Here is a 6,510-nt window from a genome sequence, read left to right as displayed (position 1 = left end):
CGCTTTGCGCTGTATCGGTGGACAGTAGGAAAAGATCCCCCCTTGCCCCCCTTAAAAAGGGGGGAATAGGAAAGTCCCCCTTTTTAAGGGGGATTTAGGGGGATCAAGATGTCCCACATAACAGCGAAAACTGCTGTAAGCTCCCACGGGAGAGGGCATTTCCAGTTGCACAACTCATTGAGACTAGCTATATACCCTATCTTTCTCTCCCCAAACCTATACAGAAGTGGGAACATTTAGAGGGGATAACTTACTTCTATCTCCCCACTTCCCAGAATTTAACCTAACGGTCAATCAAATTTTAAACCCCATCGAGTAAGGACCGTTACTCGACTTGTGCTTCCGGCTGAATGCCGCTAATTTTGAGTAAATCGCTTAAGGTGGGACAATAGGGAGTTAAGCTCAAAGTCGCTGGACTAACCGGGTTTTGATAGCGAAAATGGCGATAGCGCATACAAAACTGATCCCAGGCTGCCATTTCAATTTTTACGCCCACTAAGCGCAAAATACTAATTAGGGTATCGGCTAAAGCAACAGACAGGGGAATACGAAAATAGATTTTCTTATTAAAATACTGGCAAATTTCGGCAATGCCCTCATCAACATTAACCACAGGATTCCCTAAAACCAGATGATGGGCAAAGGCAAAATTTTCTTCAGGATCGGGGGGAAGGGTATGATCGATCAAATGGGTAATTACTTGGGCAATGTCATAGGCATGGAGAAAATGAAAACTCGCATCGGCTTTAAAGAAGCGAGCGAAGTTAATCCATTTAGGAACTTCTGATAATCCGGAGGAGAGATGGGAATAGGGTTTATTTTCATCGCCGCCAAAGACTAAGGTGGGAAAGACCACAGAAATGGGGGGAGCGCTGGTGAGTTTGCTCAGTTGCTGATAACAGTCATACTTAGAGCGAATATAATCGGTTCCTAATTGTCCGGCTTGGGGTAAAAGCTTATTCTCTTGACCCAAAATGCTGGCGGTAGAGAAGTAAATGACTTGGTTACAAACATTGGGGTCTAGTGCTTTAACCAGTTGAATGGTTTTGACCACATTAATATCAAAGACTTCCCTGGGGCCGCCCCAAGCAGTAGCGGCTAAAATTGCCCCATCAACCGTACTTAACAGATCGTTATATTGACTAATGTCGCGCAAATCGCCTTCTAAAATTGTGATACCCGATCGCGCTTGATAGTCGAATTTTAGTTTTTCTGGTTTTCTCACCAGCAAAAACAGATCGTGACTGGTTTTTTGAATCAGAGATTCAGCAACATAGTGGCCGATGCAACCACTTGCACCAGTCATAAAAATCCGCTTTTTTTTCGGGATTGATGGGGTTAGGGTCATAATCGATAATCAGTTAGCCAGCAGTTGATCCATTTGTTTTGCCGTTTCAAAGAAAAACTCGGCATTTTCTTCTGGCGTTCCGGGTAAAATCCCATGACCCAAATTGAGGATATGGCGGGTATTGCCTGCTTTGCGAACGGTGTCAATCATGCGATCGCGGATGAACTCTTGAGAACCAAAGAGCGCACCAGGATCGACATTCCCTTGTACTCCCATGGTTTCCGGTAAGCGAGACCGGGCATCCTTCATATCTACCGTCCAGTCTACACTGATGATATCGACTCCCGATTTAGGCATCAGGTCAAATACCCCTGCACTGCCGCTAATGTATAGAATCAGGGGAGTATCGGGATATTCAGCTTTCACTTGCTTCACGACCCGTTGCTGATAGGGTAGAGCTAAGGCTTCATAGTCAATGGGACTGAGGTTACCGGCCCAAGAGTCAAAGAGTTGTACCACTTGAGCGCCATTTTTGATTTGGTATTTAACGTAAGTGGCGATCGAGTCAGCGACTTTACCCAAGAGTTTATGTAACATCTCTGGCTCACTAAAGGCCATGCGCTTAATATTGCTGTAGGTCTTCGAGGTTTTGCCTTCAATCATATAAGCGGCTAATGTCCAAGGAGAACCGACAAAGCCTAATACGGCGGCCTTATTGCCCACTTCCTTGCGTAACTCCCGCAACACTTGACCCACAAAGGGTAAGGACTCTTCTGGGTTTAAGGGAGTCACTGCTTCTACCTGTTCTAGGGAGCGAATGGGGGGGTCGATGATGGGCCCTTTACTCTCCACAATATCAAAGGGAATCCCCATGCCGGGTAGGGGGGTGAGAATATCCGAAAACAGGATCACCCCATCCGGTTGAAAGGCGCGATAGGGTTGCAAAGAAATCTCTAGGGAGAGTTCGGGATTTTCGGAGCGCTCCCGAAAGCTCGGATACTTATCTCGCAGGTCGCGGTAGACTTGCATATAGCGTCCCGCCTGCCGCATCATCCATACGGGGGGACGAGGGAGAATTTCTCCACGGGTAGCGCGTAATAGATAGGGTATCTCAGTTGATTGGGTCATGCTTCAGGGTGTGATAGGCCAAGGGCTGGAGATGAGCAAAATTTGGAGATAGGAAAGCCTGGTAGCTCAGTTTGTTGCTTTTGCGGGCTAACAGTTGGAGACAAGCCGGTTGACTTCCCAATCCAGACAACCGGCTGCGATCTTCCGGATTGCCTCCCTTATCATCTCATAAGATGCGATCGCTTGAATCGTCTCCTGTGGCTCTAAAATAGAATTTGGGCTTTTTTCCAATACTGACGCTCAACTTGTGGAGATAGTACGAGAGTTTTAATGAATATTACGGAATTTTTACAACAGAGTGCGGGAAAGTGGTTTTCTCAGCGCACTGCCCATCAAATAGAATCCAATCAAACCCAGACCGGAAAATCCACCCTCTATGTCGAATTTTTAGCCAGTGATGACCCGAAAGTAAAGGATTTGTGCGATCGCCATGGTCTAGAAACGGTGTTAGGCGGCACACGCATGAGTTGGGAAGCCACCATTGATCCCTCGGCCCAATCCTACAAGGGAGAGCGTCTATTGGTTTGGGTGGGTGATGGTGAAAATCTCCAGAGCGGTAAATTTTTCTCCTCTGTTGAAGGGTCTCTCCCTGGTTCCTTTGTTCTCGATGAAGAGGAAATTTTAACCTTAAGGGTAGAATCTCAAGGGCAAATTTCTGAAGATCGCATGTGGTTTGCCTCTCCTAATTTTCGCCTCAGAACCAGCCTCACCCAAGTTTCTGGGGAAACGGTTTTTGCGTCTCTATGTACGGAAATCCGTTTAGGAGGAAATCCGGCGTAATATCAAGTCCGGATAAAGGGTGAAGAAGGGGGCAAGATGCCCGCACTCCTCTAATCCCTTAAGATTGCTGGAGTGGGAGCGTCTCGCTCCCTAAGTTTTTAATCATGGTATTTCCGCTTCGCGGACATGAACAATCGGACTTGATATAATTCATTGGGCGATCGCCTCACCCTCGGTCAGTATATGCGCCCTTCCCTCGATCATCTCCCGGTACAGCGCTATTGGCATCCTGACGAATTTGAGAAATTAGGGGAAATTGCCCGCAATATGGGCTTTAATCATGTCCGTTCCGGGCCCTTAGTTCGCAGTTCCTACCATGCTGGGCAAGAATCCTAGTTATAGTTATTCTAATGTAGGGGCGGGTTTGAAACCTACCCCTACTAAGGGGTTTAAGACTGAGCAACTAGGGCTTGTTCTACCCAACTGTCAAATAACTCTTGATTGTCAGCAATCCACTCTTGAGCATGGCGCTCAATGTCTTCTGGTGTATCTTCTCCCTGTCGCATCAGATTATTTTGGTCACTAATATCTTCAATGGGAACTTCCACCACTTCAAATAACTTTTTCGCCGCAGGATTGGCTTCCACAAACTCTTTATTGGCTAAAATCCTCATGCGATCGACAGGAAAACCAATGTTTTTTCCGTTGGCTGTGGTGTCTGCTTCCGTTAAGGCTTGTTGTTCTCCCGGCAGATCCGTTTGATCCACTTGTAACCAAATCGTATCTTCCCCTGGTTCCAAGACACTGCCGAGCCAAAATGGAGTCCAGATATAGAACAACACGGATTCACCTTGATTGTAACGAGCGATCGCATCAGCAATTAAGGCTGAATACTGGCCTACGTCCTGTTCTACCGTATCTTGTAAGTCATACGCCTGGATATGATGCTCGATGGTCAATTCACAAGCCCAACCGGAGTTACATCCGATTAAATTAGCTTTACCATCGCCATCAGTATCAAAGAGTTTAGCGATTTCTGGGTCTTGTAATTGTTCTAAATTAGTAATCTGATATTCATCTGCGGTTTTTTTATCAATTTGATATCCCTGCACAAGATTGGGAACGATCACCCCAAGTTTACTTAATTTTTCCTCACCCCCACTGTTTTGATATAAGTTACTTTGGTTATTTTCCCAATGGATAGTGGTATAGTCTAAATCTCCATTAGAGATGGCGACTACCATAGTAGCCACTTCAAGTTCAGCAATTTCTGCCGTCTCGTATCCCAATTCTTCTAGGGCTTGGTTGACAATTTCCGTTTGGAAGCGTTCTTCCAAGAGACTACTATGGACGGATCTCACGGTTACGCCTGCTCCGGGTAACTCCGTGTTTTCGGTGGAACCTTCGCCTTGAGTGGTGGGAGTATTGGAGGGTTGGCAGGCGATCGCCCCGAAGAGTAACCCACTAACCATCATCCCCCAGGCAACAGACTGTATTTTAGATTGGATCATTGTTTAATGAGTTCAGACAATAACCTAATATCTTATCTGTTTCCCGTTTAACGGGACACTCTCACCTACCATTCTTTTCTAGATTTGAGATTACCCGCTAAAAACCGAGTGTCTAACTGAGGATAACCGAAGTTCGCACCGTTCCGGCCCGTTCGGCGATCGCCTCTATCCTCACCTCACTGCCCCTTTTTCCCTTCACCACCCAACTGCGATGGGTGCGATAGTCGGTTCCATTGGCAGATGAATTGAACCACTTATTAGAACGACCTTCTAAATGCTCAATCTCCTGCTGTTGCTCCCCATGAAGTAGGGTAACCCCCTCCGGTAGCCCTAATTTTACTCGCGTAGGGCGGACTGCCTTCCGCTCTAATGCCTTTTTACTGGTGTAAGTGGGCAAAAAGCCCAAATTCTCCCACTGCACCGTTAAACGGTAAATATCAGCGCCTTCGTGACTGACCTCAGTCCGAGCCACCGATAACCGGGGAGACATCAGGGCATGAGTGATGGCAAACTGAAAGTGGCGATCGCAAATTTCCGGCAGTGCCTTCGCTGGTGCATTTTTCCACATCCTCTTCATATCCCATCCCCCAATCTCCACCGCTCCCAGTTGCGGATGCTCAAAACCTTCCCAATCAATAAACCCCTTACCCTCCAAATACTCATCATTCCATTGCAAAATCTTCAGATCATCCTCTACCGGATGCTCCCTTCCCCACTCAATATTATTCTCCTTCTCAACACCCGCAGCTTTCGCCGCATCCCACAGTTCCACCGTAAACCCAAACCATCCCCAATGATCGTACCCATAATCATCCATCGCCCCATAAACCACCGTTTTCGGGTCATAACGAAAATCCTTATAAATCCCAATACACTTATACCCCGTTAACGCCGTTCCTTTTCTACCCATCAACTCATAAATCTGTAAATCTGCTGTCGGAAAATGATCGTCGGGATGGGTACTATAGGGACGTAAAATGAGCGCTCCAAACGTATGATAAGTCATAAACCCATTAATATTTCGATGCTTGCGCCAAAATTCCGCTTCTGCACGAGTTTCCAGCTCAGAAAAAGGAAAATCACCCGCTCCGTTTTGCTCCCCTTCCGGTTGCCAATAATAGGGATAATTGCGATTAAAATCCAATCCCTCCAAACTCCGACCAATCTTAAACTCATAGCCATTATAATTATGGATCAAACCTTCCGGAATAACTGTATAGTAAGTCCCTCCAAACTCATCCGGTTCTCGACGAATCATCAAGCGCGGATCATCCTCAGAAACTTTCCAAGCACCACAGGGATCTTTAATCCGCATATTCAAAATTAATCCATCCCCATTAACATCCTCTGAATATAACCCCTCTTGCCGTTCCGATTCCGGATAGGGACGGGGACTAGAGCGCAGGTTATAGGGTGTTTGGAGATATTTTTCCGCCCCATCTACCGCAATTCGGGGGAGAATATAGAGAGTATAATTTTCCAGTAAATAGCGAATTCTTGCATCTGGGTTATACTGACTTAAAACCTGATAAAGAATATAGCACGCCACCGCCGAACCCGTAACTTCTGCTGCATGGGTATTAGCATCAATCCAGTATCCCGGCTTTTCTAGAGCTTCTCCCGTCGTTTTATCCGTAACCGTCACTAACCAAATCTCCCGCCCTTCCTCCGTTGTTCCCAAACTCTCCAGTTGCATCAAATTCGGATAATCTTGAGCCATCTGGCTTAAGTAATCTGTAATTTCTTGGTAGGTAAAATAGTGACTGAAATCAAACGCTGGAATAGTCATCAGGAAAATGGGGTGAGAGTACATTGATAATGACCATTATTTTAGGGTAAATCATCCGGATGATCAAGAACAAG

At 46.2% G+C, this 6,510-nt stretch carries 5 protein-coding genes and 1 pseudogene; 2 read left to right on the top strand and 4 right to left on the bottom strand.

The features are described 5' to 3' along the window. Positions 1-325: 325 nt before the first annotated feature. A complete protein-coding gene (locus PMG71_RS07010; RefSeq protein ID WP_283752940.1) occupies positions 326-1,348 on the bottom strand; it encodes an NAD-dependent epimerase/dehydratase family protein in 1,023 nt (340 codons plus the stop codon). A gap of 9 nt (positions 1,349-1,357) precedes the next feature. After that, on the bottom strand, positions 1,358-2,416 hold the full coding sequence (gene hemE, locus PMG71_RS07005; RefSeq protein ID WP_283752939.1) for a uroporphyrinogen decarboxylase: 1,059 nt from the start codon (positions 2,414-2,416) through the stop codon (positions 1,358-1,360). Positions 2,417-2,686: 270 nt separating this feature from the next. On the opposite strand from hemE, the gene PMG71_RS07000 reads away from it, so the two are divergent. Both PMG71_RS07000 and PMG71_RS06995 read left to right on the top strand, forming a co-directional pair. Next, positions 2,687-3,196, top strand: coding sequence for a phycobiliprotein lyase (locus PMG71_RS07000; protein ID WP_283752938.1), 510 nt, complete (start codon positions 2,687-2,689; stop codon positions 3,194-3,196). Between the two features lie 159 nt (positions 3,197-3,355). Continuing rightward, positions 3,356-3,532, top strand: a pseudogene (locus PMG71_RS06995) (lipoyl synthase); the annotation flags it as partial. A gap of 53 nt (positions 3,533-3,585) precedes the next feature. Here PMG71_RS06995 and proX read toward each other — a convergent pair. Both proX and PMG71_RS06985 read right to left on the bottom strand, forming a co-directional pair. After that, positions 3,586-4,647, bottom strand: coding sequence for a glycine betaine/L-proline ABC transporter substrate-binding protein ProX (gene proX, locus PMG71_RS06990; RefSeq protein WP_283752937.1), 1,062 nt, complete (start codon positions 4,645-4,647; stop codon positions 3,586-3,588). A gap of 112 nt (positions 4,648-4,759) precedes the next feature. Further along, the gene (locus PMG71_RS06985) at positions 4,760-6,436 is read right to left on the bottom strand and encodes a M14 family metallopeptidase (RefSeq protein WP_283752936.1); all 1,677 of its coding nucleotides are present in this window, start codon (positions 6,434-6,436) and stop codon (positions 4,760-4,762) included. Between the last annotated feature and the right edge of the window lie 74 nt (positions 6,437-6,510).

Origin of the sequence: Roseofilum acuticapitatum BLCC-M154, assembly GCF_030068475.1 — a bacterium.
Lineage (GTDB): Bacteria > Cyanobacteriota > Cyanobacteriia > Cyanobacteriales > Desertifilaceae > Roseofilum > Roseofilum acuticapitatum.
This window is presented reverse-complemented; position numbering and strand designations above follow the sequence as displayed.

What these genes read in the sequence shown, in the direction of transcription:
- PMG71_RS07000 (WP_283752938.1), top strand. Translation starts at nt 2,687, where the DNA reads ATGAATATTACGGAATTTTTACAACAGAGTGCGGGAAAGTGGTTTTCT.
- hemE (WP_283752939.1), bottom strand. Translation starts at nt 2,416, where the DNA reads ATGACCCAATCAACTGAGATACCCTATCTATTACGCGCTACCCGTGGA.
- PMG71_RS06985 (WP_283752936.1), bottom strand. Translation starts at nt 6,436, where the DNA reads ATGACTATTCCAGCGTTTGATTTCAGTCACTATTTTACCTACCAAGAA.
- PMG71_RS07010 (WP_283752940.1), bottom strand. Translation starts at nt 1,348, where the DNA reads ATGACCCTAACCCCATCAATCCCGAAAAAAAAGCGGATTTTTATGACT.
- proX (WP_283752937.1), bottom strand. Translation starts at nt 4,647, where the DNA reads ATGATCCAATCTAAAATACAGTCTGTTGCCTGGGGGATGATGGTTAGT.